Raw genomic sequence first — 25016 nt, forward strand, 5'->3', positions numbered from 1 at the left:
TGTCGCGTCGGTGGCCCGCCTGATTGCGGACGAGGGCATCGTGACCAGGAGGGCTGTTTCATTTCCCTTACAGCCGCCTGCCTGTCCTGCTGCCGCGATGCCGCCCTGCTGTAACAGCGGTGAAAGGCGCAGGTCAGGTAGACAGGGGACATGCGTGTTCTGGTAGTGGAAGACAAGGCGTTCCTGGCCGCGATGATTGCCGACGGGCTGCGCCGCGACGCGATCACCGTCGATGTGGCGCTCGACGGTCTGACCGCGCTGCGCAAGCTCCAGTTGGGTGACTACGACGTGGTGGTCCTCGACCGGGACCTGCCCGGCATGCACGGGGACGAGGTCTGCCGCCGGCTCGTGGCGCAGGGCCTGCTCACACGGGTGCTGATGCTCACCGCCTCCACCACGGTCCCCGACCGCGTCCAGGGCCTCGGCCTCGGCGCGGACGACTACCTGACCAAGCCGTTCGCGTACGACGAGCTCCTCGCCCGCGTCCTCGCCCTCGGACGGCGTGCCCAGCCCGCGCTGCCCCCCGTGATCGAGCGCGCCGGCATCAGTCTGGACACCGCACGCCGCCAGGCGTTCCGGGACGGCGCACCGCTGCCCCTGTCGCGCAAGGAGTTCGCCGTCCTCGAGACGCTGATGCGCGCGGACGGAGCGGTCGTCAGCGGCGAGGACCTCATCGAGAAGGTCTGGGACGAGAGCGCCGGCTACGACACCAACCCGGTACGCGTCACCCTCAGCCGCCTGCGCGCGAAGCTCGGCGACCCGGCCGTGATCGAGACCGTTCCCGGCGCCGGCTACCGCATCCCGACCGGCCGACGGGGGACGGAAAACGAGCGCCCCACCGCCACCGGGAAGACCGGGGAAACACGGGAGACAGGGGAGACAGGGAAGACAGGGGAGAGAAGGGAGACAGGGGCATGATCCGCCGACTTTCGAGCCGCCTCCGGCCGACGACCGAGCGGGCCCGCCTGACCGCCCTGTACGGGGGCTTGCTGGTGCTGGCGGGGTGTGTCCTGAGCGCCGTGATCTATCTGCTGGTCCAGGACGGCCTGGACAGCCGTATCCAAGGCGCGTTCACCGACGCCACCGTCGGCCATCACGTCTCCCCGACCACCCCGCCGCCCGGCGACCTCGTCCCGTCCGAGCAGGCCGGCCGCTACGCCCAGACGGTGGTCGTGGACGCCATCACCGCCACCACCCTGAGCCGACTGCTGACCGTCTGCGCCATCGCCTTCGCCCTGTACACGGTCGTCTCCCTCTTCCTGGCCTGGTGGATGGCGGGCAGGGTCCTGCGCCCGGTCGGCGTCATCACCGCGACCGCACGGAAACTCTCGGGTCAGAACCTCCACCAGCGCATCGATCTCAAGGCGCCGCCCGGCGAACTCAAAGACCTCGCCGACACGTTCGACGCGATGCTGGAACGCCTGGAGCGGCTCGTCAGCGCGCAGCAGCGGTTCGCCGCCAACGCCGCCCACGAACTGCGTACCCCGCTCGCGATCCAGCGCGCGGCGGCCGAGATCGGCCTCGCGGACCCCGACCCCGAACGCGTCCAGTGGATCCGCCGCGAACTCCTCGAAGCCGCCGACACCAGCGAGAAACTGATCGACTCCCTACTCCTGCTCGCCGCCACCGACCAGGGCCTTCAGCGACGGGAACCGAGCGCGCTCGACGAGATCACAGCCGACGTCACCACCGGCTTCTCGGACCAGGCCCGGGAGAACGACATCAGCCTCCACCTCGCCCTGGAGCCGACCACCGTCACCGGCGATCCCGTCCTGCTGCGCTATCTGGTCCGCAATCTGCTCGCCAACGCCCTCACCTACAACCATCCCGGCGGCCACGTCCACGTCTCCCTAACCGGCAGGACACTCACCATCTCCAACACCGGCGCGAAGATCCCTCCCCCCATCGCCCCCCAGCTCTTCGAACCGTTCCGCCGCCTCACCGAACGCACCCACACCCCCGGCGAAGGAGCCGGCCTCGGCCTGGCCATCGTCGCCTCCATCGCGCACGCCCACCACGCCGACCCCACGGCCCAAGCCAACGAAGACGGCGGCCTCACCATCACCATCACGTTCCCGTGACATGCCGACCGCTACAGGAGTCCTGTGAAGGTACTGGTGAGGGCGGTGGCCAGGGTGATGACGGTGGTGAAGGCGATGGCGGCGCGGGTGAGGGCGGTGGGGTAGGTGGCGCCGTCCAGGCGCGCCAGCTTGGCCGCGCCGGCCGCTGCCAGGAGTGCGATGACGACGACGAGCGTGGCCGTGAGCAGGACGAGGGGAAGGGTGAGGGTCACGGCAGGCTCCTGGTGGGAAGGGGGGATGCTGACGTGATCGAAGGTCGCGGAAACGGTGTTCGCCGTGGTGCGCGCCGGGCGAAGATGAACATCGGCGAACACCACACGGGCCGGGGAGTGCGTACGTGGACGGGGACGGGCAGCAGGGCGGGAAGGCGGCTCTCGCCGAGCTTCGGAGGCGGCTCGGCAGCGCGCTGGCCACGCGCCGGTGGACCAAGACGCAGGTGGCGCGGCAGGCCGCGTTGGGGCGTACGACGGTGTCCGAGGCGTTTCGGGACGGGGGGCCTGTGCCGTCGGAGCAGACCGTGGCGGCCCTCGCCGGAGTCCTGCACCTCGACGTGGACGAGATGCTCGGACTGCGCCGGTCCGCAGCGGCGACGGTGGCCGACTCCGGCGCGGACGCGGCAGGAGCAGGAGTCGACGCGCCAGGGCCGGGGCGCCCCATCCGGGAGTGGGAGCCGCATGCGCTGGAGGTGCATCCGGCCGGCCCGGTCACTCCGGCCGTGCCGGACGCGGGCAGTCCGGGCACGGCTCCGGGTCGCGCGCTGGCCGGGTACGTACGGCGGGAGCACGATCGTGTCCTGGCCGCGGCCGTCAACGACGCGGCGGCGGGGCGGAGCAGGATGCTCGTACTCGTGGGGTCGTCGTCCACCGGTAAGACGCGGGCCTGTTGGGAGGCGGTGCAGCCGCTCGCCGCCGAGGGCTGGCACCTGTGGCATCCCTTCGACCCGACCCGGGCCGAAGCCGCGCTCGACGACCTGTGCCGCGTGGGCCCGCGCACGGTGGTGTGGCTGAACGAGGCCCAGCACTACCTCGGCGACCGGGCCCACGGCGAGCGGATCGCCGCCGCCCTGCACCACCTGCTCGTCACTCCCGAGCGGGGACCCGTCCTCCTGCTCGGCACCCTGTGGCCCGAGTACGCCCACCGGTACACGGCACTGCCCGTGCCGGGTGGGCCGGACCCGTACAGCCGCGTCCGTGAACTGCTCTCCGGTCGTACGTCGCCCCTTCCCGAGTTCTTCGACGCCGAGGCTCTGGCCGCGGCTGCCACGCTCGCCAAGCGCGGCGATGAACTGCTGGCCGACGCCCTGACCCGCGCCGGTGCCGACGGCCGCGTGACCCAGGATCTGGCCGGGGCTCCCGCACTCCTCGACCGGCTCCGCCACGCCACACCCGCCGCCCGGGCGCTGCTGGAAGCGGCGATGGACGCACGTCGCCTCGGCGTCGGCCTCCACCTCCCCCGGGCCTTCCTGACCGACGCCGCCATCGACTACCTCACCGACACCGAGTACGACCACCTCACCGACGACTGGGCGGAACGGGCCTTCGCCGAACTCACCGAACCCGTCCACGGCAAGCACAGCCCCCTGCGCCGCACCACCCTCCGGCCCGCACGCCGCCCCTCCACGGCGAGGACGGAACCGGAACCGGGGTCGGGGTCGGGGTCGGGGCATGGACCGGGGCCCGTCCTCCGGCTCGCCGACTACCTCGAACAACACGGCCGGGCCACCCGCCGACACCTCTGCCCGCCCGCCTCCTTCTGGCACGCCGCCCACCTCCACCTCACCCACGCCGACGACCTCCACAACCTCGCCGAGGCGGCCGAGAAGCGTCACCGTCTGCAATGGGCCCATCAACTGAACCGCCGCGCTGCGGACTTCAGGAAGCGCGACAGCGCTCTCGCGCCGGCCCGGCAGTCGCGGGAGGCGAGTATCCGATACGGCTCCGAGGCCGAAGCCCTGGTCAGGGGAACGGCCGGCCTCGGCCGCGACGGTCCCACGCTGTTCGGTCTGGCCGTGGAGCGTGAGGAGGCCGGGGATCGCGCGGGCGCCGAAGCCCTCTACGGGCAAGCGGCCGACCTCGGCGACACGCAAGCCCTGTCGCATCTGGCCCGGATACGGGAAGAGGCCGGGGACCAGGAAGCCGCCGAAGCCCTGGCCCTGAGAGCGGCGCGCGGCGGTGACCGTTTCGTCCTGTCCCGGCTGGCCGTCATACGGGAGATGGCCGGGGATCAGGAAGGCGCCGAAGCGCTCTACTGGCACGCGGCCCTGCACGGCGACAGCATCGCCCTGTCCTACCTGGCCCAGCGGCGGGAGGAAGCGGGAGACCCGGAAGGCGTCGAGTCCCTCTACCAGCAAGCCGCCTACCGCAACGACAGCTTCGCCCTCTCCCACCTCGCCCGGATGCGTGAGGAGACCGGGGACCAGGAAGCCGCCGAGGCCCTGGCTCTGAGGGCGGCCCGGCTGGACGACAACTTCGCCGTGCATGACCTCGCCCGGCGGCGGAAGGAGGCCGGGGACCGGGACCGCGCGGAATCCCTCTACCGGCAGGCGGCCGACCTCGGCGACACGCAAGCCCTGTCGCGGCTGGCCGCGATGCGGGAGGAGACGGGAGACCTGCGCGGCGCCGAAGCCCTCTACCGCGAAGCGGCCGACCGTGGCGGCAGCAGGGTGAACCGGCCAATCTTCGAGAAGCTGTGGCCGCACGGCCTGGACCCGGACGGCACCCCGACACCGCGCTGGGAATCCTCATGACCGTGGGGTGAAGCGGGGCGGGGTGGGGGCGGGGGCGGCCTCGCGTCACCGGGTGAGGACTGCGGCGGGGATAGGGTGGGGGCCACCTTTCGCGGGATTCTGCGGTAACTCCCCCTTTCGGCATGCTCGTTCGGCGGCCGGGATTGGACGGGCCACTATGACGTTCCGGAATCGACGGGTCGCCGTGTTCGGCGCGGGCTACATCGGGCTCGTGACGGGCGCCTGCCTCGCGGAGCTGGGGCACGACGTCGTCGTACGTGACATCGATCCGGAGAAGGTGCGGGTGCTCCGGGCCGGCGAGGTGCCGATCTACGAGCCGGGCCTGGGCGACATGATCGCCCGGAACAAGGAGCGGCTGCGGTTCACGCTCGACCTTCGTGAGGCCCTGGAGGGGGCCGAGGTCGCCTATGTCTGCGTGGACACGCCTCCGTCGGCGTCGGGTGACGCCGATCTGTCGAAGGTGTGGTCCGTCGTCGGCTCCCTGGTCGGCGCGGCGAGCCTGAGGGCCGTGGTGATGAAGTCGACCGTGCCGGTGGGTACGGGGGCCCGGGCGCGGGCGCTGCTGGACGAGGCGGGGCTCGGCGGCGTCGCGTACGTGTCGAATCCGGAGTTCACGGCCGAGGGCCGGGCGGTGCGGGACTTCATGGGCCCGGACAGGATCGTCGTCGGGTGTGACGATCCGGAAGGGGCCGGGCTCGTCGCGGGGCTGCACGCGGGGATCGACGCGCCGGTCGAGGTGATGGACGTCCGGTCGGCGGAGATGGTGAAGCTCGCGTCGAACGCGTTGCTCGCGACCCGGATCAGCTTCGCGAACGAGATCGCGACGCTGTGCGAGAACACGGGGGCGGACGCGATGAAGGTGCTCGGCGCGGTGGGGCTGGACCACCGGCTCGGCCCGCACTTCCTGCGCCCGGGGATCGGGTGGGGCGGGTCGTGCTTCCCGAAGGATTCCGAGGCGCTGCGGCAGATCGCGTCGAACACGGGCTTCCACCCGATGCTGCTGTCCGCCGTGATCGACGTGAACAACATCCAGAAACGGCGGGCGGTCCAGAAGCTCAAGGACGTCCTGGGCGGTGATCTGGCGGGGCGGGAGGTCGTCCTGCTGGGGATGGCGTTCAAGCCGGGTACGGACGACATGCGCGAGGCGCCGTCGACGGTCCTCGCCTCCCGGCTCCTCGCCGAAGGCGCGAGCGTACGGTGCTGGGACCCCCTGGCCCGCCCTGACGACGTGCAGCCGTGGGCGTCCGCAACCCGGTACGCCAGCCCACAGGAGGCCCTGGAGGGCGCGGACGCGGCGGTGATCGTGACGGAGTGGCCGCACCTGTCGGACGTCGACTGGGCGGCGGCCGCGCGGACGATGCGGCGGCCGGTCCTCTTCGACGGTCGGAATCTGCTCGACCCGGCGCGGATGCGGGCGTGGGGGTTCACGTACATGTCGGTCGGACGGCCGTAGCGCGGGCACCCGCCCGCCTGCGGTGTCGGGACGGCCGAGGCAGGGTATGCCCCGCCCCGACGACACCGAGCGGGCGGGCATACGGGGGTAGCCATGAGTCGTAAGGGTGTGGACAAGGGCTGCCTGGCTGTCGGACTGGTGTTCCTGCCGTTCATCCTGGGGCTTGCGTACGTGCTGGTGATGGCGGCCTGGCGGCTCGGGCGCTTCCTCTGGACCACGGGTGTGCCACGGCTTGCCGAGGGCGATCCGACGGCGTGGACCGGCCTCGGCATGGTGCTCTTCTTCGTCGCGGTCGTCGCCTTCATCCACTGGCACGCGGGCCGGGACGGCCCGAACCCCCGTCCCGGACGGGCGGTCCACCAGGGAGAGGACTGGTACTGGCAGCCCGACCGGATCGAGTACCCACCGAAAAAGCCAGAGGCCGGTCCCCCACGCCCACCCACTCCATGACCCGGTAGTGGCTGCCGGCGGGGGCGTCTCGGGGGGCGGCAGGTCAGGACAGCCCGATGGGGGCTCTCCTCAGCGGGTGACCGCCGATCTCCTCCTGGCCGTCCTCGTCCCACCAGATCCCCCCTTGTGCGGTGAGGTAGGGATACAGCCCGCGCACGCCACCGCCTTCGTGCAGCGCATGCGCAACGGCATCGAGGAGGCTCGCCAGATCGGGCCAGGAATCGGTGAAGTCGCCGCAACCCCCGTGGCCCGCCCACCCGATGCGACCCGCGTCCGGGCCGGGACGCTGGTCGATCACCTGCGCCCCGCCATCGGCGCTCTCCGCCCAGGGAACCCACAGGGGGTGCCACCAGGGCTCGTCGTCCCAGGGGCGACGGGTCAGGCCGTCGTTCTCGGCCGCGACATCCATGTGGGTCTGCCAGTGCTCCACGATGCCGCTCACCGTGAGCGGTGACTGCTCCGGCAGGAAGGTCGCCCAGGCGCTCACGCCGTCATGGCAACGCAGAGACGCGGCGAGATCGCCGGGCAGCGGAGTGCCGAGGAGTTGCTCCGCGCGCTGGATGTCGTCCCGTGTCGCGGGAGGATTGAGCAGCGCGAAGTCGGACGCCGCGTGCCTCGCCAGCCAGGCGTCGATCCGGCGCCAGGATTCCGACGGGTGCAGGGTCTGTTGTGCCATGAACGCCATCCTGCCGGACGGCGCGGGCCGAAGGACGAGAAGGGGGTGAGCACGTGGCACTGAGAGAGCGTGAGTTGACCAGGCCGTGGGAAGGCGTTCTGATCACGCCCGCGGCCGGCGCCGATGTCGGCGTTCTGGTTCTGGCGGGGTCCAGCGGGCGGATCGATCGCGAGAGGGCGCGTGTCCTTGCGGAGCAGGGAGTGGCGGCGCTCGCGATCCGGTGGTTCGGCGGGCCCGGGCAGTCTCCGGGGATCTGCGAAGTCCCTTTGGAATCCTTCACTTCCGCGGTCGATCTGCTCCACGACAGCGGGGTCCGCCGTATCGGCGTCCTCGGCGCCTCCAAAGGCGCTGAAGCCGCGCTGCTCACCGCCGTGCGCGATCCGCGCGTGGACGTGGTGATCGCACTGTCGCCGACCTCGCGGGTCTGGTGCAACGTCGGACCAGGTCACGACGGCCGGCTGCTGCCGTACCGATCGTCCTGGACGTGGCGGGAGCGGCCGCTTCCGTTCGTACCGATGGACGACTCCTGGACTGCGCCGGAACCGGCGGGCGGTCCCGTCGCCCTTCGGGGATGGTACGAAAGGAGCGAGAGGGCCTTCGGCCATCGGGTCGCCCTTGCGGAGATACCCGCGGAGAAGGCCCGCGCTGATCTGCTGCTCGTCGCGGGCGGCGACGACGCGATGTGGCCGTCCCTGCCTTTCGCCGAACAGCTCGCGCGACGCCGGCGCGCGGCCGGGGCACAGGTGCGGCTGATCACCCGCCCCGATGCCGGCCACCGGCCGCGCTTTCCGGGAGAGACCCCGGCGCCGGACTCCCCGCACTTCCTGTACGGAGGCACACCCGGCGCGGACGCACTCCTGGGCGCCGCTGCCTGGCCACACATCCTGGACGCGCTCCACGGCGGAAGCCCGCGCGATGGTCGAGTCTCACGGTCTGTCAGTGAGGGTTCGGGAACAGGCCGTTGAGTTCGGGGAAGGGGATGGCGTCGGCGAGCGGCTGGTAGTCGCCGGTGCCGTACAGCCGCTGCGCGGCGTGGCGGGTGGCGGTGTAGGCGGCCTGGGCGAGTCCTGCTCCGAGGCTGACGCGGGCGACGCCGAGGCCGCCCAGTGCGGCGACGTCCGGTGCTCCCGGGCCGGCCATGACGTTCAGCGGGACGGAGATGCCCGCGGCCAGTTCCGCGATGGTGGCGGGGTCGGTGACGCCGGGGACGAAGATGCCGTCGGCGCCGGCGTCCACGTATGCGCGCGCCCGCTCCAGGGTGTCCGCCAGTCGGGTGGCGGGGTCGCCGAGGCCCAACAGGTAGGTGTCCGTACGGGCGTTGACGAAGAGGGGCACCCCCGCTCGTTCCGCCGCCTCCCTGGCGCCCGCGATCCGTGCCCTGAGTTCGGCCGGCGGACGGGTGCCGTCCTCGATGTTGATGCCCACGGCACCTGCTTCCAGCACCCGCGCGACGGTCTCCGCGACGCCGGCCGCGTCCTGCCCGTAGCCGCCCTCGATGTCGGCGGTGACCGGTACGTCGACCGCCGCGACGATCCGGGCGACCAGGTCCACCACCTGATCGGCAGTGAGGGTCTCGCCGTCCGGACGACCGAGCGACCAGGCGACCCCGGCGCTGGTCGTGGCGATCGCGGGTGCCCCGGCGGTCTCGATGACGCGGGCGCTGGCCACGTCCCAGGCGTTGGCCAGCGCGAGGGGGCGGGCGGAGGTGTGGAGGGAGCGGAAGAGCAGGGTCTTGTCCGTGTGGCTCGTGATCATGGACTCAGTCAAGCAACGCCCCACGTCTCCTGTCTGGCAGGAATCCGACACCAAGGTCAGGGCCGCGGGTACCCGAGTACACCCTCCGGGCAAGAGGCGGGCAAGGGGCGGGCAAGGGGCCCGCGTCCACTGTTCGGAGGCGTACGACACCGTTTCGGCGGAGCGCATTGCGGTGATCTTTCGCGCATCTGCCGGAATCAGAGCGAATGTCATAGTCAGTGATCGTCTCTGCATGATGCCCTCCCGCCATGAACACACGTACCAGGCTCGCTCTCGCAAGCGCTGCCACCGCCGCCCTGGCCCTCGCCGGCCCGGCGGCCCTCGCCTCGGAGTCCGCCGCCGCACCGGACCCGACTCCGGCGCCGCTCGTCACCGCCACCAACGCGGTGCCGGGCAAGTACATCGTGACCCTCGACAAGACGGTCGACGCGGCCGCGGCCGCGGAGAAGCTGGGTCTGAAGCCCACGTTCGTCTACGAGAAGGCGCTCAACGGGTTCGCGGCGCCGCTGACCGCGCTCCAGCTGGACCTCGTGAGGAAGACGCCGGGGGTGGCGTCCGTCGAGGAGGACGCGGTGGCCCTCACCCCGCCCCAGCCGACCACGCCGGTGGGCACCCGCAGCCCGGCCGCCACGTGGGGCCTGGACCGGATCAACCAGTGGAGCCTGCCGCTCGACAACGACTTCACCACCCAGGGCAGCGGTGCCGGGGTGACCGCGTACATCCTCGACACCGGCATCGACTACGCCCACGACGAGTTCGGCGGCCGGGCCACGTTCGGCTTCGACGCGATGGGCGACGGACGCTCCGGCCAGGACTGCAACGGCCACGGCACGCACGTGGCGGGCACGGTCGCGGGCGACACGTACGGGGTCGCCGGCAAGGCCGCGCTGGTGAGCGTCCGCGTCCTCGGCTGCGACGGCCGGGGCGCGTACTCGGGCATGATCGCCGGTCTCGACTGGGTCGCCAAGAACGCCAAGCAGCCGGCCGTACTGAACGGCTCGCTGGGCGGGGACAGGTCCGTGGCCCTCAACAACGCCGCCACGGCCCTCTACTCCGCGGGCGTGCTGCCCGTCATCGCGGCCGGCAACTCCGCGAAGGACGCCTGCACCGTCTCGCCCGCCTCGGCGGCGGGGACGCTCACGGTCGCGGCGTCGAACGTGTGGGACGAGGAGACGTCCTTCTCCAACCACGGCCGGTGCGTCGAACTCTTCGCGCCGGGCCAGGACATCGTGTCGGCGAAGCTCGGCGGCGGCTCCGTCTCGCTGGACGGCACCTCCATGGCCGCCCCGCACGTCGCGGGCGTCGCCGCGCTCTACAAGGCCGAGCACCCCACGGCTTCCCCGGCCGAGATCAGCCAGTGGCTCGACGGCAACTCCACCAAGGGGGTCCTGACCAACCTCAGCAACAACACCCCCAACAAGCTGCTGTTCACCGGCGGCCTGTAAGTCCCCATCGGGTCAGCGTGGGATGGCGCTGGGTTCCTGCTTCATCTAGGACACTGGTTGGCCTAGTTGGGCCTTAGCGTCATCTCATCCGCAGAACCACAGAAGGGGACGACACCGATGCGTCACACCGCACCCGAGGGCTACACCAGCGTCGCGCCGTGGGTGGTCACCGACGACACCGCCGCGCTGCTCGACTTCATCACCCTCGCCTTCGAGGGCGAGGAGATCGCACGCGTGCCGGTCGAGGACGGCACCATCGGCCACGGCGAGATCCGCGTCGGCGACACGGTCGTGCTGGCCTTCGACCGGCGGCCCGACTGGCCGGTCATGCCCTCGCTGTTGCGCATCTACGTCCCGGACGCGGACGCCGCCATGGCCTCTGCCGTCGCGCACGGGGCACAGGTGATCACCGAGGTCAGTGACAGCGCCTGGGGGGATCGCGGCGGCCGGGTGCGCGACCCGTTCGGCAACATCTGGTGGGTGGTGAGCCGGGTCGAAGAGGTCGATCCCGACGTTGCCTGGCAGCGGATGTCCGAGCCGAAGTACGCCGACGCGATGAGCACGGCCCAGGAGACCCTGGACGCGGCGCTCAGCGGCCGGGAGACAGGGGTGTCCAGCGCCCCGCAGCTTCCGAAGAACTGATTCAGGGGCCGCGGCGCGCCAGGCGCCGACGACCTGCTCCGGCCCGGAAACCCCGGGCCGGAGCGGGAGGTCACATGGCCGGGACGGCCTCGGGGGCGGTGACGCCGCGTGTGGTCACGACGCGGGCGCGGCCGTCGGTCAGCTGGTAGCCGAGACCGACGACGGCGGTCTCGCCCGCCGCGACCTGCTCGGAGAGGACGCGGGAGCGGTCGAGCAGCAGGTCGACGGTGTGGCGGACGTGCTCGTCGATGATGTCGCTGTCGGAGGTCAGGCCGGCGGCCCTGGCCGCGAGCACGCTCGGCATGACGCGCTCGACCACGTCGCGGACGAAGCCGCCGGCGGGGAAGCCGTCGGCGACGGCGGCGCGGGCGGCGGCGACGGCACCGCAGGAGTCGTGGCCGAGGACGACGACCAGGCGGGCCCCGAGCACGCTGGTGCCGTACTCGACGCTGCCGAGGACCTCGGGGCCGGTCACGTGACCGGCGGTGCGGACGACGAACAGGTCGCCGAGCCCCCGGTCGAAGATGATCTCCGCGGCGAGCCGCGAGTCGGAACAGCCGAGGACGACGGCGAACGGGTCCTGGCCGGGCGCCAGTTCCGTACGCCGCGCGGCGTCCTGGTTCGGATGCTCGGGCGTACCGGCGACGAAGCGGCGGTTGCCGGCGAGGAGGGCGTCGAGGGCGACTGTGGGAGAGGTCCTGGGCATGACGTCACCCTAGCGGCCGACCACCACTAATCCCGTACGGGCACACCCCCACGTCCGGATCCCGAGACGGGTGTCCTGTTCGCCACGACGGCCGTGAACGAGGGGGCGGGGTCGCCCCTTCAAGCGGGGCGGATGCTGAAGTGGAGGCCCAGGAGGACGTTCTCGGCGCGGGTCTGGAGGCGTTCCGCCAGGGGTTTCAGCTCCTGGGCTCTCGCGGACGGGAGTGACAGGGCCAGTGCGGCGACCGAGGAACCGACGGTGATCGGGACGGCCGCGCAGACCGTGCCGAGGGCGTACTCCTGCTGTTCCAGGACCGGGGTCCTGGGGCCGGAGACGGCGATGAGGCGGTCGAAGGCGGTGCGGCCGGGCACGGTGAACCGGGTGAGCGCGGTGACCGGATGGCGGCTGAGGTGGTCGGCGCGCGCCTCCGGGTCCAGGTGCGCGAGGATCGCCCGTCCCAACGCGTGGGCGTGGCCCGTGGCGCCGAAGTCGGCCCATTCCTCGACGGGAGGGCGCTCGGGGTTCCGGGACACGTTCGAGACGCGGATCTCACCCTCCTGGTAGGTCGCGAAGTACACGGCCGCGTCCAGGTCGAGGCTGAGGTGGTCCACCCACCCCTGGAGCGGCATCGGTGCCTCCGAGGCGGTGTACCGCTCCGGGATGCCGGTCAGCGCGTACGTCCTCCGCTCCTTGGACACCACCCGCTCGTGCGCGAGGGTGCGCAGCAGGTGGTACGCGGTCGGCAGCGGCAGCTCCGCCGCCCGGGCGAGCTGCTTCGCGGTGGCGTGGCCGCCCCGCTCTTCGAGGATCCGGAGCAGGCGCAGCGCCCGCTGGACGGAGTGGATGAGCGTCTTGGGGTCCGACGCTGGTGGTGCCGACGACACTGAGTGTTCTCTCGATCTGAATGAGGCGGGTTCAAAGCCGTCGCGGTCGGCGGCGCGAGCGGCATCACGGCACTTCCGGAGTGATGAGGCATGAAGCACGGGCGTGACACAGAGGGCAGGGGTCCAGAGACAACCAGGCCGGCCAGCGCCCGGCAAGCCTTTCCTTGGGCGGGTTTACGCCATGGCGCAAACCCGCCTGTATGCGCGTGAGTCGGTTCAGTCGACGCTCGCCTTGGCCTGCGGGGTGACCGGCGGCACGTCCGGATACGGGCGGGGGTAGGGTGCGCCGATGCCGAAGCGGGAGGCGAGCGCGTCGGCGAAGGCGGCGGCGATGCGGAGCTCGCCGTTCGGGTTCGGGTGCGTGCCGTCCCAGGTGTGCTCGGCGGCCACGAACTCGGCGGCGGTCTCGGCCACATGGACGGGTGAGGCGGGGCTGTCGAGGTCGAACGCCACGGCCCGGATCCGCTCGTTCGTGGCGTCGATCCGGGCGCCGAAGTCCGGTTCGTCCACGCCCTTCTGGCACTGGAGGACGGTGCCGAGCGTGATGTTCAGGTCCTGCTTGGCGTTGCGGGCACGGGAGACGAACGCGCGGAGGTTCTCCTCGAACTGCGGCGGTTCGACCCCGTACCAGAACAGGTCGTTGATACCCAGGAGCACCAGCAGGTGGTCGGGCCGGTGCTCTCGCACTTTCTCCTCGATCTCGTCCTTCTCGGAGAGGTAGGGGCGGCCCCACTGCGCGTCGTGGTCGGGGTCGAACTCCGGGTCGGCGTAGGTGGCGTCGTCGTCGCCGACCTCCTCGGTGCGGATGTTGTCGAGCGTGGCCTTGGGACCGACCAGGTCGAGTTCGACACCGTGGTCGCGCAGGTGCCTCCAGAAGCGGTAGCGCCAGGTCCAGTCACCGCTGCTGCCGTGGCTGATCGAGTCGCCGACGATCATGATGTTGATCATGTCGGGGGTGCGTTCGGGACGGGCCAGGTCCATCAGGGTCTCCTTCGTCTTCGTCTCGGGGTACGTGGTGCGTGCCGATGCCGCTCCCGGCCGGATCCAGCCCCTGACGGGGTCGTGGCGGCGCAGCACGCGCGCGGGGACGCCGCCGATGAGGCAGTGGTCGGGGAACTCGCCGCGGACGACGGAGCCTCCGGCCACGGCGACGTTCCGGCCGAGCCGGGTGCCGGGCAGGACGACGGCGCCCGCGCCGATCCAGCAGCCGTCGCCGATGACCACCGGGCGGTTGCGCGGCGGCTGGCGGCCGACGGGGACGCGGAGGTCGGTGTAGCCGTGGTTCTGGTCGGTGAGGTAGGCGTACGGGGCGATGAAGACGTCGTCGCCGATGGTGAGGGACTCGTGCGCCACGACGTGGCTGCCGCGCCCGATCACACAGCCGGCCCCGATCCGCAGGACCGGCTCGGGCCCGAGGTCCATCCCCGGCAGCAGTCCGGCCGTCAGGGTGACCTGGCTGCCGACGAGGGTGCCGTCCCCGATCTCCATCCACGGTTCGCCGTAGAGCGAGCCCACCGGGAAGCCGATGGACACGCCACGGCCCAGATACCCGAAGCGGCGCCCGCCCGGGTCGTCGGACGTGATGCGGCCGTGCCGTTCGAGCCACGCCCACGCCTCCCGGGCCACGGCGGACCGGAGACGGCTCAGTCGAAGGCCGACCCGCCTGCTGAGCTGGTCGGCTGCTGCACTCGGCATGCCCGTCACAGTAGGCACGCCGACCGGCCACGGCTCCCCGAGAGGGCCACCCGGACGTATCTCGCGATCCGGCATGTGGGCCGTTTTGTCTCATTGCATGGACGACTGAGGAGTCGTGGGGGCGCTGGCCTGTACGTTCGGGGCCTTCGGGTCGGCGGGTGCCGTGGCACGGGTCCGGGGAGGTGCGGGGGCACGCGGGTACGCACGGACCGCGGGGCGGCACGATCGGAAGGTCTTTCAGGGTGGGCTCCGGTACGCCTCTTTCGTTCACGCTTCTGGGGCCCCTGCGGGGTCGGCGGGGTGACAGGGAACTCGTTCTGGGCGGGCCGCAGCAGCGGGCCGTGCTGGCCGCGCTGCTGCTGGCTGAGGGGCGGTCGGTGACGGTCGCCGAGCTGATCCAGGGGCTGTGGGGGGATCACGCGCCGAAGACGGCCGCCACGATCGTGCGGACCTACGTCTCCCGGCTGCGCGCGGTCCTGGAGGTCGGGTCCGGGGTGGAGGGCGCTCCGAGCGTGCTCTCCTCGTACGGTTCCGCCTATGCGCTGCGTCTGCCCGAGGGGGCGCTGGACGTGGCCCTCGCGCGGCGCGAGTCCGAGACGGCGGTGCGGGCCCGTCGGGACGGGGACGCCGAGCTGGCGCGGCGGTCGTTCCGCCAGGCTCTCGCGCGGTGGCAGGGCTCTCCGCTCGAAGGGCTTCCGGGGCCGTTCGCCGAAACGTGGCGGGAGCATCTGACCCAGTGGTGCCTGGCGACGCTCGAATCCGCCGCCCGGGCCGACCTGGAGTGCGACGACGCGTGGGAGCTCTCCGAGTGGGTGCGGGTCCTGTCGGCCGCCGCCGAGGCGAATCCGTTGCGGGAGAGCCTGTGGGAGCTCCTGATGCGGGTGCTGCACCGGTCAGGCCGTACGGCCGACGCTCTGGAGGTCTTCCACCGTGCGCGGGCGCTGCTCGCGCGGGAGCTGGGGATCGACCCTGACCGGCGGCTGAGCGAGCTGCACGAGCGGATCCTGCGCTCCGACCCGGGTCTGACACCTCGTGCGCCGACCGCGTCGACCGTGGCGGCCGTACAGGTCGTCACCACGGGCGTCGCCGTGCCCGGTGACGCGGGCTCGGCTCCGGGCGGACCGGCGTCCGGCGGCGCGGAGGACTCCGGACCGCCGCCCGGCCGCGCGTCCCTTCCCCGCCCCGCCCAGCTCCCCGCCGACGCCATGGACTTCACCGGTCGGCGGGAGGCCGTCGCCGAGCTGCGCGAGGTGCTGCTCCGGCCGTCGGGCACGGCCGTGCGCGTGTGCGTGGTGGCGGGGATCGGCGGCGCGGGCAAGACGGCGCTCGCGGTGCACGTCGCCCACCTCGTGCGGGCGGCGTTCCCCGACGGGCAGCTGTTCGTCGACCTCCACGGGGCCGGGGAACGGCCGACGGACCCGCACCAGGTGCTGGGCGGGCTGCTGCGCGCCCTCGGCGTCCCTCACCACACCGTCCCCGGCGCCACGGAGGAACGAGCGGCGCTGTTCCGCTCCACGCTGGCCGGCCGCCGCGTGTTGCTGGTGCTGGACGACGCGGCGGACGCGGCGCAGGTCAAGCCGCTCCTGCCCGGCGACCCGGCGTGCGCGGTGATCGTGACGAGCCGGGGGCGCTTCGGCGCGGTCCCCGCGCACTCCGTCGAGCTCGACGCGTTCTCCCCGGACGAGGCCAGGGAGCTGCTGCGCTCGGTGATCGGCCCCGCGCGGGTGGAGGCCGAGGCCGGGGCTGCCGAGCAGTTGCTCTCCCTGTGCGGCCATCTGCCGCTCGCCGTACGGGTCGTCGCCTGCCGGCTGTCCGCGCGTCCCGGCACTCCGCTGGCCGACTGCGTCGGGCACCTGGCCGACGAGCGGGGCAGGCTGGGGCGGCTGAGCACGGGCGACCTGGACGTCGAGTCCTGCTTCCGGATCGGCTACGACCAGCTCGACCCCGCCCTCGCCCGTACGTTCCGGCTGCTCGCCGTCCCCGACGCCGTGAGCCTGTCGCTGTCCTCGGCGGCCGCGCTGCTCGCGCTCGACCCGTACGAGGCCGAGCGCCGGCTGGACGAGCTGGTCCGCCGGGGGCTGCTCCAGTCCCCTGCCCTGGGTACGTACCGCTTCCACGACCTGCTGCGGCTCTTCGCACGCGGTCGGTGCGAGGCCGTCGAGTCCGGGGAGGCCGTCCACGAGGCGCTCGTCCGCCTCCTCGACGACCTGCTGGACAGGGCCCGCGCCGCCTATCTCCTCCTGCGCCCCGGCCACGGGCTCGCCCACCGGCTCGGCGCGCGTACCCCCGCCCCCGCCGACGCCGGCGCCGCCCATGGGCCGTATCCCGCTCCCTTCCCCACCCCGCAGGAGGCCCACGCCTGGTTCGACCGTGAACGGGGTTTCCTGATGCGGGTGATGCGGCAGGCGGCGGGCGGGGCGCCCGGGCTGGTGGAGCGCGCCGCGTGGCTGCTCCTCGGCCTCGACCCCCTCCTGGAGCGCGGCTACGCCTGGCCCGACATCGTGGACCCCGGCCTGGAACTGGCCGCCGCCGCCGTACGGGCGGGGCTGCCGAGCGCCGAGGCGGCCGTGCGCTACATGCTCGCGGGCGCCTTGTGGCAGTTGTCGCGCGCGGAGGAGGCGAGCGATCACATCCACGCGGCCGCCCGGCTCTCCCACGCGCAGGACGAACCCCTCATCCTGGCCGAGGCGCTGACCGTCACGGCGCTGGTGGCGGCGTCCCGGAACGGGTACGCGCCGGACACGGTGGCGCTGCTGCGCCAGGCCGCCGAGATCCACCAGAGCACCGGGAACACCTCCGGCGAGGCCAACACCCTGGGCAATCTCGCCGCCGCCCACATCGCGCTGGGCCAGGTCGCGGAGGCCGTCCGCGCCGGTGCCGCCGGGCTGCTGCTCTACCGGGGGCTCGGCGATCCCATGGGCGAGGCCCAGGTCCTCGTCCACCACGGCACCGCCCGGCGCATGCTGGGCGACTTCGCCGCGGCGCAGGCGTGCTACGGCCGCGCGCTGACGCTGGCCGGGATGCTCGGCCTGCGGTTCGTGGAGGCCGCCGTGCTGGTCATGGTCGCCGAGACCCACCTGGAGTGTGGGGACGCCCCGGCCGCCCTCACGGCGGCCGAGACGGCCAGGGACCTGAGCCGGGAGCTGGGCTTCGCCCGCAAGGAGGTCACGGCGCTCACCGTCCTCGGCAGGGCCCTCGCGCTGCACGGCCGGCGGCGGGACGCGATCGCGGTGCTCGGGGAGGCGATCGACCGGTCCCTGCCGCTGGGCGGCCTGACGGCGGAGAGCCGGGCCGCGGCACAGGCACTGGCCTCGCTGCGCGCCGGCGGCGGGACGCGCGTACCCGCCCTCCCCCGCCCCACCTCCTGACACCGGGCAGAGAACCAGCGTGGCCCGCCGGGCGGGCCACGCTGTGAGGAACCGAGGAACCGAGGAATTGAGGAACTGAAGGAACTGAGGGACTGACGGCGACGGCGTCAGTGCGCCGCGGCCCCGGACTCCGCGTGCCGGGTGGCCCGCTCGTACCGCGAGTCGTCGTCGTCCATCGGCGGCGGGAAAAGATTCCTGCGGGACTCGGCCCGCGCCGCCTCCTGGAGCCGGAGGAACTCTTCGTCGGTCATGGCGGTTCACCACCTGTGGCCCGTCGCGCCCGGGGCCGTACCCGGGCACTACTTGGGCATCAGAACCGTGTCGATGATGTAGACGGTGGCGTTCGCGGTCGGCACGTTCCCGCAGACCACCTTGGCGGAGTCGTTGACGGTGTAGTTCTCACCGGATCCGCTGGTCGTGAGCTTGCTCTTCGCCAGCGTGTCGAAGGAGCCCTTCTCCAGCTGCTCCGGGGTCAGCCGCTCACCGACGACGTGGTAGGTGAGGATCTTGGTGAGCATGGCCTTGTCGTTGAGCACCTTGTCGAGGTCGGCCTTCGGGATCTTCGCGAAGGCGTCGTTCGTCGGCGCGAAGACCGTGATGTTCTCGGCGTCGTTGAGCGTCTCGACCAGGCCGGCCTTCTGGACCGCCGTGACCAGGGTGGAGAGTTCGGGGTTGTTGGAGGCGGCCGTGGCGACCGGGTCCTTGGCCATCCCGTCGAACGATCCGGCCCCTTCCTTGGGAACTCCGGCACAGCCCGGGCCGAAGGGCTCGTCGCCGGTCGCCGGGCTCTGCGCCATCGCGGCCCCGTCGGCGGCGGGCGCGTTCCGCCCGGCGTCGGAGCCGCCGGAGTCGGAACAGGCGGCGAGCGAGAGGGGCAGCAACGCCGCGACGGACACGGCTACGGCTACGCGGCGGAGGGAAATGGCGTTCATGATCTGCGCTCCTTGGAAGGGTCGCTCCCCATCGGGGAGCGGTCGGTGCGGCGGGACTTCCGCACTGACGCGGAAGGCGCTCACACCAGGCATTCGGCGCGAGGCCGGGGGACGGATTGGTCCGTCCCCCGAAGGAGCGACGCATCGGAACGGTGTGCGGGAGGCGCGGCGGCCGGCCTGTCCGGGCCGCGGCTCTGCGTGCCGGGTGCGTCGACCACGCACCCCGCCCGCGGCCCGGGGCAGGCCCCGGCCCGCGCAGTGGTTCCCGGCGGCGGACCGGAGCTTGTCACGGTAGCCGCGCGATCACCCCGGAAACCCCCGCCCGCCCCGTCCTTTCCGCGAGTCCGCCCATCCGGCCGCGCGCCCGGTCCGAATAGGCGTCGAAAGACGCTGCACCACGGAACGACGGAACGACGGAACACGGCGGGACTCGTCGGGTTCATCGGAATTCCCCGGAAGAGGCGGTCCTCATGCTCACGCTCGTCCTGATCGGCCTCCTCGGTGGATTGATCACCGCGGTCTCGCCGTGCATCCTGCCGGTCCTCCCGGTCGTCTTCCTCACGGGCGGCCCGGGTACGGACACACCGGGCAAGGACGCACCGGCGCCACGTGAGCGCGCCCGGGTGGGCGGCGTACCAGGCGAGGGGGAGCCACAGGACGGGGGTGAGCGGGACGGCGGTACGGCGGACGGGCCGACGCCCGCGCCTCCGCCCCGGCCCGCCCGCAACTGGCGCCCCTACGCGGTCGTCGCCGGCCTCGTCCTGAGCTTCAGCTTCTTCACCCTGCTCGGCGTCACGATCATCTCGGCGCTGGGCCTGCCGCAGGACGTCCTGCGGTACCTCGGCCTCTCGCTCCTCGTGCTCATCGGGCTCAGCCTCATCTTCCCGCCGATCGAACGGCAGCTGGAAAGGCCGTTCGCGCGGATCCCGCAGCGCCGGGTCAACAAGGAGGGCAGCGCCTTCGTCCTCGGGCTCGGTCTCGGACTGCTGTACGTCCCCTGTGCGGGGCCGGTCCTCGCGGCGATCACCGTCGCGGGCGCCCGGGGTGAGATCTCCGCCGACATCGTCGCCCTGACCCTGGCGTTCGCGGTGGGCACGGCGATCCCGCTCCTCCTCTTCGCCCTCGCCGGCCGTCGGGTCTCCGAGCGGGTCGCCGCCTTCCGGACCCGGGCGCGCAAGCTCCGGATCGTGTCCGGGATCGTGATGATCGCGCTGGCCTTCGCCCTCGCCTTCGACGTGACGACCGCCCTCCAGCGGGCACTGCCGAACTACACCTCGGCGGCGCAGCGGCAGGTGGAGGACAGCGACTTCGCCCGGCAGCAGCTCTCGGGCCTCTACGACGACTCCAACAAGGAGCTCTCCCGCTGCGAGGACGGGGTCGACGAGCTCCGCTCCTGCGGTCAGGCACCGCCGCTCGAAGGCATCGCTGCCTGGCTCAACACCCCGAACGGCAGCCCGGTCGACCTCGAAGCGCTGCGCGGCCGTGTCGTGCTCCTCGACTTCTGGACCTACTCCTGTGTGAACTGCCAGCGCAGCCTCCCGCACATCAAGGACTGGGACCGCGCCTACCGGGACAGCGGTCTGACCGTCATCGGGGTGCACTCCCCCGAGTTCGCCTTCGAGAAGGACGAGGGCAACGTCGCCGACCAGACCCGCAAGTTCGGCATCACCTACCCGGTGGCCCTCGACAACGACCTGGACACCTGGGACAACTACCGGAACCGCTTCTGGCCCGCGAAGTACCTGATCGACGCGGAGGGGACCGTACGGTACTTCGCGTTCGGCGAGGGCCGGTACGCGCAGACGGAGGGACACATCCGCGAGCTGCTGAAGGAGGCCGACCCGGGTGTCCCGCTCCCGCCGCCCACCGACCAGGCGGACGACCAGCTGACCGAGGGCCGCACCCCGGAGACGTACCTCAGCACGCACCGCATCCGCGGATACACCGGCACCCCCGACATCACGCCGGACAAGAACGTCGTCTACTCCTTCCCGGCCGACGGGGTGCCGCTGAACAAGGTGTCCCTCGCCGGTACCTGGAAGGCGTCGTACGAGCACTTCACGGCCGGTGCCGACGCCCGCGTCGCGCTCACGTACTTCGCGAAGAACGCCGGGCTGGTCCTCGCCGGTGAGGGCACCGTCACCGTCCTCGTCGACGGCAAGCGCACGGAGACGATCCGGGTCAGCGGCACACCCACCCTGTACCGGCTCACCGACCACGACACCGCCCGCGAGGTCCGCCTGGAGCTCCGGCTGACTCCCGGACTGCAAGCGTTCGCGTTCACCTTCGGGTGACCGGACCGATAACGGGTCCGCACGCGAGCACAATGTGGGTGTGGAGAGTTGGGTGCCGCCGGAGCGCGGGGCGTTCGTGGGGCGGAAGAGGGAAGTCGCCGAGCTGGCGGGGCGGTTGGGGCGGCACCGGCTGGTGACGGTGGTGGGAGCGGGCGGGGTCGGCAAGTCCCGTCTCGCGGCGCGCGTCGCGGGCGGGCTCGCGCCGGACACCGTGGGGAGCGTGCACTGGACACCGTTGTGGTCGCTGGACGGCGGGACCTTGCTGACGGCTCTGGTCGCCGACGCCTGCGGCCTGTCGGACCATTCGCCGCGCGAGCCGGCCGACGCGCTGGCCTCGTGGATCGGCGCGCGGCGCCTGCTGCTCGTGCTGGACTCCTGTGAGCATCTGGTCGCCGCGTGCGCCGCGCTGGTGGAGACGCTGCTCGCGCGCTGCCCGGCCCTGGTGGTGCTCGCGACGAGCCGGGAACCGCTGGGGGCGGCCGGGGAGTCGGTGTTCTCCGTCGAGCCGCTGCCGGCGGAGCCGGACGCGATGGAGCTGTTCACCCGGCGCGCGGCCGATGTCGGCGTGCGCTGGGAGACCCCCGGCGAACACGTGGCCGCCGCCGAGGTGTGCCGCCGGCTCGAAGGCATTCCGCTGGCCCTGGAGCTGGCCGCCGCCCAGTTGCCCGACCGCCCGGTCGGGATCATGGCCCGGCTCCTGCGCGACCGGCTCGCGCTGGAGGAGCGGGCGGACAGCGGGGTCCGGCCGGCGCGTCATCGCGCGCTCCGCACGACCATCGGGTGGAGCCACGAACTCTGCGATCCCGAGGAACGGCTGCTCTGGGCACGGCTCTCGGTGTTCCGCTCGGACGCCACCGTGGACGACGTCGTGCAGGTCTGTCTCGGCGGGCCGCTGACCGACGCCGCGCTGGTACGGGCGCTCGCCGGGCTGCGGCGCAAGAGCCTCGTCACCCTCCACGGCGACCGGTTGCGGATGCTGGACACGGTCCGCGAGTACGGGCGGATGTGGCTCGCGGAGCTCGGCGAGGCGCGGGCGACGAGCGACCGGCACGCGCGCCGCTTCCACGACCTGGTCGTCTCCGCCGAGGCCGCCTGGTGGGGGCCGGAGCAGGCGGAGGCGTACGGAATGATCGCCGGCTGCTTCGGCGATCTCTGCGCCGCGCTGGAGCACCTGCTGGCGGTGGATCCGACCCGGGCGGCGGCGATGGCCGGCGGTCTCGGCTTCTTCTGGGCGTGCTGCGGTCAACTGCACGAGGCCGGGCACTACCTGGAGGAGTGCATGCAGGTGGTCGCGGGGCCGCCCGCGGTCCTGGCGAAGGTGTGCTGGGCGCTCGGCGTCGTGCGCTCCCTCCAGGGGGAGTACGAGTCGGCGGCCCGGCTCGGGGACCGCGCGCGGGAGGAGGCGGTGCTCGCGGGGGACGGCCGGCTGCTCGCGGACGCCGCGTACGTGCAGGGGCTGGTGATGCTGCTCCGGGGGCGCCCGAGGGACGCCCTGGCCACCGCCGACCGCGCGCTGACGATCCCGCACGACGCGGCCTCGGCCCGCGCCCGCTGCCGGCTGGTGCGGGTGTTCGGGCTGACCGCCTCCGGTGCCCTGGAGGCCGCGCGCGCCGAGGCCGAGGCCCTGCGGGCGGACGCCGTGGACGCGGGCGAGCAGTGGACCCGGGCTTACACCGAGTACCAGCTGGCGGTGATAGCGCTGTACGAGCGGAGGCCGGCCGACGCAGCCTCGCACGCCCGCGCGATGCTGCGGGACAAGCGGGCGATCGGTGACGCCTTCGGGCTCGGTCTGGGTCTCGATCTGCTGGCGGCCGCCCTGGCGTCGCTGGAGCGGGCGGGCGAGTCGGCCGTGGCGTACGGGGCGGGGCAGGCGTTCTGGAACATGGTCGGCCATCCGCAGCGGGGCACCCCGGAGCTGGGTCCGCTGCGGGAGCGGTCGGAACGCTCGGCGCGGCGGCAGCTCGGCAGCGCCGCGTACGACACGGTCTACACCCTGGCCTCGCTCGCGGACCCGTTCGTGACGCTGGAGGGGGTGCTGGGGGCGGATTGAACGTCCGTGGGCGTGAATCCGTCCGTGGGCGTGAATCCGTCCGTGGATGCCACAACGCGTGGGCTCCCGGCCGGGTGGCCGGGAGCCTGCGGGTCGCCGCTCGGGGTGCTCGGGTTGCGGGGTTCACGAGGGCTGGACGCGGCCCCAGAGCCAGTTCGCGGCGGCGGAGTCGTCCGTGCCGGTGTAGTACTGCCGGGCGACCTCGACGAGTTCGTCCACGTCGAGGTAGCCGTTGCGGTCGGTGTCCAGGTGCCGGAAGGAGAGCTCGGCGTCCTGTTCGCTGCTGCGGAAGGCCCGCTGGAGCCGGCCCCACTCGTCCGGCGTGATGCCGCCGTCGTCGTCCGTGTCGACCATGCGGAAGACGGCCGAGGCCACGGGCCGGAACGCCTTGTCGAAGCGGTGCCGGTCGGCGAACGCCTCGGGGATGCCCTGGAGGTACTCCTGCGGGCTGATCCTCCGGTCGCCGTCCAGGTCCAGGGAGGCGAGCAGCGCCTGCCACCAGGTCTCGAACCCGTCGAGGAGCGCCCGGCCCTTGGGTTCGGCGGGGGTCTCGCCGAAGGCCGACATGATCCGCGACGCGAGCGCGATGACGTCGTCGTACTCGATGTATCCGTTGCCGTCCACGTCCAGGTGGCGGAAGCTCTTCTGGATGCGGTCCTCCCGGGGGAAGACCTCACTCGTTGTGGTCATGCGTGTACGTTATGTGACATGACCGACCATGTCCTGTTGACCGGTGCGACCGGCTTCCTCGGCGGCCGGATGGCCGCGGAGCTCCTCGACCGTACGTCCGCCACCGTCCACTGCCTGGTCCGCGGCAGGCCCGGCCCGGGTCCCGCCCGCCGCCTGCACGACCACGTCACGTCGATCGCGCGGCGCCCCGTCGAGCCCGGCCGTCTCGTCGCCCTGCGCGGCGACCTCCGCGAGCCCCTGCTCGGTCTCTCCGCGGACGCCTACGACCGCCTCGCCGAGACCACGGACGCCCTCTACCACTGCGGCGCCTCCGTCAACCTCGCCGCGGGCGACGACCGGCTCGCCCTCACGAACGTGAGCGGCACCCGGACGATCCTGCACCTGGCCGGGCACCGCCGCCCCAAGCCCGTCCACCACGTCTCCTCCCTCGGGATCTTCACCAACGCGCGCGCCTGCGACCAGCCCGACGTCGACGAGACCACGCTGCCCCGGAGCGAGTTCACCGGCCCCACCGGCTACACCCGGACCAAGTACCAGGCCGAGCTCCTCACGCGGGACGCTGCGGCCGACGTCACGCTGTACCGGCCCGGGGTGATCGTCGCCGACAGCCGCACCGGCGCGTGCGCGGAGACCGACCTGCTGGTCCGCGTCGTCCGCGCCGCCATCGCCCTGGGGGTCGCCCCCGACTCCGACGGCGACATCCCGGTCGGCCCGGTCGACGAGGTGGCCCGCGGGCTGATCGCCCTCTCGCTCGAACCGGGCCACACGGGACGGGCCTTCCACCTCATCGACCCCGAACACCTGCGGTTCGACGACGTCTTCGAGCATCTGCGCGCCTTCGGCTACCCCCTCCGCCGGTGCACCCCCGCCGAGTGGAAGGAGGTGCTCTCTACCAACCTGGCCCGCCCCGAGGCCCTCGTCGTCCTGGCCCTGTGGGACAGCGTGGAGCGCCTCCTCGCCACCGAACCCCACTACCGTGTCCCCCGGGTCGACTCCCGGGCCACCCACGCGGAGCTCGCCCGCATCGGCGCCACCCCTTCGACGACCACCGGTCCCGAGCTGCTCGACCGGATGCTCCGTCACCTGATCGACCGCCGGATCATCCCCGCGCCCTGATCCGCCCTTCCGGTCCGTCGGGGATCCCGCCGT

At 72.6% G+C, this 25016-nt stretch carries 21 protein-coding genes; 12 read left to right on the plus strand and 9 right to left on the minus strand.

Annotated features, from left to right (window positions below):
* Window positions 1-150: 150 nt before the first annotated feature.
* Window positions 151-918 (plus strand): response regulator transcription factor, encoded by a 768-nt coding sequence (locus tag ACFXMG_RS02185; RefSeq protein ID WP_383813893.1) that lies wholly within the window; start codon window positions 151-153, stop codon window positions 916-918.
* The gene (locus tag ACFXMG_RS02190; RefSeq protein ID WP_383813895.1) at window positions 915-2081 is read left to right on the plus strand and encodes a sensor histidine kinase; all 1167 of its coding nucleotides are present in this window, start codon (window positions 915-917) and stop codon (window positions 2079-2081) included. Before ACFXMG_RS02185 ends, ACFXMG_RS02190 begins: the two co-directional genes overlap by 4 nt.
* A gap of 11 nt (window positions 2082-2092) precedes the next feature.
* Here ACFXMG_RS02190 and ACFXMG_RS02195 read toward each other — a convergent pair whose 3' ends face one another.
* Window positions 2093-2293, minus strand: a complete 201-nt coding sequence (locus ACFXMG_RS02195; protein ID WP_383813897.1) for a hypothetical protein — start codon at window positions 2291-2293, stop codon at window positions 2093-2095.
* A gap of 125 nt (window positions 2294-2418) precedes the next feature.
* On the opposite strand from ACFXMG_RS02195, the gene ACFXMG_RS02200 reads away from it, so the two are divergent.
* From ACFXMG_RS02200 to ACFXMG_RS02210, 3 genes are all read left to right on the plus strand, one after another.
* Window positions 2419-4827, plus strand: a complete 2409-nt coding sequence (locus ACFXMG_RS02200) for a hypothetical protein (RefSeq protein WP_383813899.1) — start codon at window positions 2419-2421, stop codon at window positions 4825-4827.
* A 157-nt stretch (window positions 4828-4984) separates the two neighbouring features.
* On the plus strand, window positions 4985-6280 hold the full coding sequence (locus tag ACFXMG_RS02205; RefSeq protein WP_383813901.1) for a UDP-glucose dehydrogenase family protein: 1296 nt from the start codon (window positions 4985-4987) through the stop codon (window positions 6278-6280).
* Between the two features lie 93 nt (window positions 6281-6373).
* The gene (locus ACFXMG_RS02210; protein ID WP_383813903.1) at window positions 6374-6730 is read left to right on the plus strand and encodes a hypothetical protein; all 357 of its coding nucleotides are present in this window, start codon (window positions 6374-6376) and stop codon (window positions 6728-6730) included.
* Window positions 6731-6773: 43 nt separating this feature from the next.
* Here ACFXMG_RS02210 and ACFXMG_RS02215 read toward each other — a convergent pair whose 3' ends face one another.
* Window positions 6774-7406, minus strand: coding sequence for an SMI1/KNR4 family protein (locus ACFXMG_RS02215; RefSeq protein WP_383813905.1), 633 nt, complete (start codon window positions 7404-7406; stop codon window positions 6774-6776).
* Window positions 7407-7459: 53 nt separating this feature from the next.
* Between ACFXMG_RS02215 and ACFXMG_RS02220 the strand changes: the two genes are divergently transcribed.
* A complete protein-coding gene (locus tag ACFXMG_RS02220; RefSeq protein WP_383813907.1) occupies window positions 7460-8371 on the plus strand; it encodes an acyl-CoA thioester hydrolase/BAAT C-terminal domain-containing protein in 912 nt (303 codons plus the stop codon).
* Here the strand turns inward: ACFXMG_RS02220 and ACFXMG_RS02225 are convergent.
* Window positions 8343-9161, minus strand: coding sequence for an isocitrate lyase/phosphoenolpyruvate mutase family protein (locus tag ACFXMG_RS02225; RefSeq protein WP_383813909.1), 819 nt, complete (start codon window positions 9159-9161; stop codon window positions 8343-8345). The genes ACFXMG_RS02220 and ACFXMG_RS02225 overlap by 29 nt on opposite strands.
* Before the next feature lie 248 nt (window positions 9162-9409).
* Here ACFXMG_RS02225 and ACFXMG_RS02230 point away from each other — a divergent pair, with 248 nt between their 5' ends.
* Together ACFXMG_RS02230 and ACFXMG_RS02235 are read left to right on the plus strand one after the other, a co-directional pair.
* On the plus strand, window positions 9410-10606 hold the full coding sequence (locus ACFXMG_RS02230) for a S8 family peptidase (protein WP_383813911.1): 1197 nt from the start codon (window positions 9410-9412) through the stop codon (window positions 10604-10606).
* Between the two features lie 117 nt (window positions 10607-10723).
* Window positions 10724-11248 carry a VOC family protein gene (locus ACFXMG_RS02235; protein ID WP_383813913.1) on the plus strand — a complete coding sequence of 175 codons (525 nt, stop codon included), beginning with the start codon at window positions 10724-10726 and terminating at the stop codon, window positions 11246-11248.
* Between the two features lie 70 nt (window positions 11249-11318).
* Here ACFXMG_RS02235 and ACFXMG_RS02240 read toward each other — a convergent pair whose 3' ends face one another.
* The 3 genes from ACFXMG_RS02240 to ACFXMG_RS02250 form a co-directional block, all read right to left on the minus strand.
* Window positions 11319-11954, minus strand: coding sequence for a carbonic anhydrase (locus tag ACFXMG_RS02240; RefSeq protein ID WP_383813914.1), 636 nt, complete (start codon window positions 11952-11954; stop codon window positions 11319-11321).
* A gap of 119 nt (window positions 11955-12073) precedes the next feature.
* A complete protein-coding gene (locus ACFXMG_RS02245) occupies window positions 12074-12838 on the minus strand; it encodes an IclR family transcriptional regulator (RefSeq protein WP_383813915.1) in 765 nt (254 codons plus the stop codon).
* A 216-nt stretch (window positions 12839-13054) separates the two neighbouring features.
* Window positions 13055-14533: a GDSL-type esterase/lipase family protein gene (locus ACFXMG_RS02250; protein ID WP_383813917.1), complete on the minus strand. Its 1479-nt coding sequence runs from the start codon at window positions 14531-14533 to the stop codon at window positions 13055-13057.
* A gap of 242 nt (window positions 14534-14775) precedes the next feature.
* On the opposite strand from ACFXMG_RS02250, the gene ACFXMG_RS02255 reads away from it, so the two are divergent.
* On the plus strand, window positions 14776-17901 hold the full coding sequence (locus ACFXMG_RS02255; protein ID WP_383813919.1) for a BTAD domain-containing putative transcriptional regulator: 3126 nt from the start codon (window positions 14776-14778) through the stop codon (window positions 17899-17901).
* Window positions 17902-18008: 107 nt separating this feature from the next.
* Here ACFXMG_RS02255 and ACFXMG_RS02260 read toward each other — a convergent pair whose 3' ends face one another.
* Together ACFXMG_RS02260 and ACFXMG_RS02265 are read right to left on the minus strand one after the other, a co-directional pair.
* Window positions 18009-18152, minus strand: a complete 144-nt coding sequence (locus ACFXMG_RS02260; RefSeq protein ID WP_383813920.1) for a hypothetical protein — start codon at window positions 18150-18152, stop codon at window positions 18009-18011.
* A 48-nt stretch (window positions 18153-18200) separates the two neighbouring features.
* Window positions 18201-18833, minus strand: coding sequence for a fasciclin domain-containing protein (locus ACFXMG_RS02265; protein WP_383813922.1), 633 nt, complete (start codon window positions 18831-18833; stop codon window positions 18201-18203).
* Between the two features lie 470 nt (window positions 18834-19303).
* Here ACFXMG_RS02265 and ACFXMG_RS02270 point away from each other — a divergent pair, with 470 nt between their 5' ends.
* Window positions 19304-21127: a cytochrome c biogenesis protein DipZ gene (locus tag ACFXMG_RS02270; RefSeq protein ID WP_383813924.1), complete on the plus strand. Its 1824-nt coding sequence runs from the start codon at window positions 19304-19306 to the stop codon at window positions 21125-21127.
* A 40-nt stretch (window positions 21128-21167) separates the two neighbouring features.
* A complete protein-coding gene (locus ACFXMG_RS02275) occupies window positions 21168-23177 on the plus strand; it encodes an ATP-binding protein (RefSeq protein ID WP_383813926.1) in 2010 nt (669 codons plus the stop codon).
* 123 nt (window positions 23178-23300) lie between these two features.
* Here the strand turns inward: ACFXMG_RS02275 and ACFXMG_RS02280 are convergent, their stop codons facing one another.
* On the minus strand, window positions 23301-23867 hold the full coding sequence (locus ACFXMG_RS02280) for an EF-hand domain-containing protein (protein WP_383813928.1): 567 nt from the start codon (window positions 23865-23867) through the stop codon (window positions 23301-23303).
* An 18-nt stretch (window positions 23868-23885) separates the two neighbouring features.
* Here ACFXMG_RS02280 and ACFXMG_RS02285 point away from each other — a divergent pair, with 18 nt between their 5' ends.
* Window positions 23886-24983 carry a thioester reductase domain-containing protein gene (locus ACFXMG_RS02285; RefSeq protein ID WP_383813930.1) on the plus strand — a complete coding sequence of 366 codons (1098 nt, stop codon included), beginning with the start codon at window positions 23886-23888 and terminating at the stop codon, window positions 24981-24983.
* The last annotated feature ends 33 nt before the right edge of the window (window positions 24984-25016 follow it).

It is taken from the genome of Streptomyces sp. NPDC059201, assembly GCF_042754585.1.
Taxonomy (GTDB): domain Bacteria; phylum Actinomycetota; class Actinomycetes; order Streptomycetales; family Streptomycetaceae; genus Streptomyces.

Excerpts from the sequence above, each read along its gene's own strand:
- ACFXMG_RS02185 (WP_383813893.1), top strand. The coding sequence starts at position 151 with ATGCGTGTTCTGGTAGTGGAAGACAAGGCGTTCCTGGCCGCGATGATT.
- ACFXMG_RS02190 (WP_383813895.1), top strand. The coding sequence starts at position 915 with ATGATCCGCCGACTTTCGAGCCGCCTCCGGCCGACGACCGAGCGGGCC.
- ACFXMG_RS02205 (WP_383813901.1), top strand. The coding sequence starts at position 4,985 with ATGACGTTCCGGAATCGACGGGTCGCCGTGTTCGGCGCGGGCTACATC.
- ACFXMG_RS02210 (WP_383813903.1), top strand. The coding sequence starts at position 6,374 with ATGAGTCGTAAGGGTGTGGACAAGGGCTGCCTGGCTGTCGGACTGGTG.
- ACFXMG_RS02215 (WP_383813905.1), bottom strand. The coding sequence starts at position 7,406 with ATGGCACAACAGACCCTGCACCCGTCGGAATCCTGGCGCCGGATCGAC.
- ACFXMG_RS02225 (WP_383813909.1), bottom strand. The coding sequence starts at position 9,161 with ATGATCACGAGCCACACGGACAAGACCCTGCTCTTCCGCTCCCTCCAC.
- ACFXMG_RS02230 (WP_383813911.1), top strand. The coding sequence starts at position 9,410 with ATGAACACACGTACCAGGCTCGCTCTCGCAAGCGCTGCCACCGCCGCC.
- ACFXMG_RS02235 (WP_383813913.1), top strand. The coding sequence starts at position 10,724 with ATGCGTCACACCGCACCCGAGGGCTACACCAGCGTCGCGCCGTGGGTG.
- ACFXMG_RS02240 (WP_383813914.1), bottom strand. The coding sequence starts at position 11,954 with ATGCCCAGGACCTCTCCCACAGTCGCCCTCGACGCCCTCCTCGCCGGC.
- ACFXMG_RS02250 (WP_383813917.1), bottom strand. The coding sequence starts at position 14,533 with ATGCCGAGTGCAGCAGCCGACCAGCTCAGCAGGCGGGTCGGCCTTCGA.
- ACFXMG_RS02260 (WP_383813920.1), bottom strand. The coding sequence starts at position 18,152 with ATGACCGACGAAGAGTTCCTCCGGCTCCAGGAGGCGGCGCGGGCCGAG.
- ACFXMG_RS02265 (WP_383813922.1), bottom strand. The coding sequence starts at position 18,833 with ATGAACGCCATTTCCCTCCGCCGCGTAGCCGTAGCCGTGTCCGTCGCG.
- ACFXMG_RS02270 (WP_383813924.1), top strand. The coding sequence starts at position 19,304 with ATGCTCACGCTCGTCCTGATCGGCCTCCTCGGTGGATTGATCACCGCG.
- ACFXMG_RS02280 (WP_383813928.1), bottom strand. The coding sequence starts at position 23,867 with ATGACCACAACGAGTGAGGTCTTCCCCCGGGAGGACCGCATCCAGAAG.
- ACFXMG_RS02285 (WP_383813930.1), top strand. The coding sequence starts at position 23,886 with ATGACCGACCATGTCCTGTTGACCGGTGCGACCGGCTTCCTCGGCGGC.